Genomic DNA, 1717 nt, shown 5'->3' with positions numbered 1-1717 from the left:
CTCCTCGTATAATAAGTTTGAAAGTTAATAATTCAGATATCAGCAGGCTTAGAGATGCCCGTGATACAATAGCTGTAGGACAGCAGGGTCAAGTTCTCTACCTCCTGGTTGAGCCGTAGGGCTGCTTCAAAATAAGTCAGTTTCCCTGAGCCGGAAGTTAGCTGCAAACTCATTGGCTGTTTGCCAGAGTGTGGGTCGCCCTTTCAGCAGTGAGGGATATCGCATTGGTCTGCTCTGGAATGATTCTGATACGCGAGGTTGCGGATGCTCCGGTTATCATGGGTATCTCCAAGCCTGCTGGCCTGAAATCTCCATGCGGGGAGGTGAAAATCGTGAACCCATTATTCGTTGGCATTGATGTGAGCAGCAGGAGCAATGTCGCCTACCTGATGAAGCCGGATGGAAGCAAGCACAGTAGCTTTTCTGTGCAGAACAATCTTGGCGGTGCTAAAATGTTGTCAGAGAGAATTGTGTCGGCACTCAGCTCCATGCGGCTCAGTGATGTGGTGATTGGCCTAGAAGCCACCTCTATCTACGGGAACAACCTTGTGTATGCCCTCCGGGAGGATGGCAGCCTGAGCCGGTTCCAGCGGAAGATCCATGTCCTCAATCCCAAGCAGGTCAAAAAATTCAAGGAAGCCTATCCAGATCTGCCCAAAAATGACTTTGTGGATGCCTTTGTGATTGCCGACCATCTCCGTTTTGGCAGAATCGCCAAGGAGGTCTATATGGACGACTATCGCTACCAGGCTCTCAGAACCCTCACCAGAGCCAGATTTGATGTCATTCAGAATCTGACACGGGAGAAGCAGAGGTTTGCCAACTACTTATTCCTAAAATGCTCTGGTATTGCTCAGGAGAAAGACATTCAAAACACCAGCGCCACTACCATTGCTCTCATGGAGCATTTTGAAACTGTGGATGATCTGGCAAATACTGATCTGGATGAACTGACCGACTTTATTGCTCAAGCAGGCCGGGGCAGATTTGTCGATCCAGATGCCACTGCCAGAGCAGTACGGGCTGCGGCCAAAGGCTCTTACCGTCTGCCCAAGACAGTGAACGACACCGTGAACCAGGCAATGTCTGTTTCCATCGCCTCTATGCGGGCACTGAAGGAACAGGTTAAGGTTCTGGACAAAGCCATTGAACAACAGTTTGAAATTATCCCAAACACTCTAACTTCCATCCCTGGCATTGGTAAGGTTTACTCCGCCGGTATTATTGCTGAAATTGGTGATATCCACCGTTTCGATTCCCAAGCCTCTGTCGCCAAGTTTGCCGGCCTTGTCTGGACACAGCACCAGTCCGGTGAATTTGAAGCGGAGCACTCCCGAATGATTAAATCCGGCAACCGCTATCTCCGCTACTACCTGCTGGAAGCTGCCAACTCTGTGAGAAGATGCGACTCCGAGTTCCGGCGTTACTATGACCTTAAATTCAAAGAGGTCAACAAGTACCAGCATAAACGCGCACTCGCTTTAACTGCCAGAAAACTGGTTCGGTTGGTCTTTCGGCTGCTGAAAGACAACCGCCTGTATATCCCATCGGAGGGCTAAGCGTACCGCTTGCCACTCTGATGTCCAAGCCCTGTTTCAAATTTTCTTAGGGGCAGGGCTTTGGTTGGTGTTGCCTTTTGGCTGCTCACATAGCTCTCCTATGGCGTTTTCTTCTGTTGTTTCCGTGAATCACCCTCTTGACTTAATACCATTGGACT

The 1717-nt window shown here is 49.7% G+C and carries 1 protein-coding gene; it reads left to right on the top strand.

The features are described 5' to 3' along the window. The first annotated feature begins 332 nt into the window (after nucleotides 1–332). Nucleotides 333–1559 (top strand): IS110 family transposase, encoded by a 1227-nt coding sequence (locus tag B5F19_RS16705; RefSeq protein ID WP_087292882.1) that lies wholly within the window; start codon nucleotides 333–335, stop codon nucleotides 1557–1559. Nucleotides 1560–1717 lie beyond the last annotated feature (158 nt).

Origin of the sequence: Pseudoflavonifractor sp. An184 (assembly GCF_002160305.1) — a bacterium.
Taxonomy (GTDB): domain Bacteria; phylum Bacillota; class Clostridia; order Oscillospirales; family Oscillospiraceae; genus Lawsonibacter; species Lawsonibacter pullicola.
The sequence above is the reverse complement of the archived record's forward strand: the minus strand, read 5'-3'. Positions and strand labels throughout refer to the sequence as shown.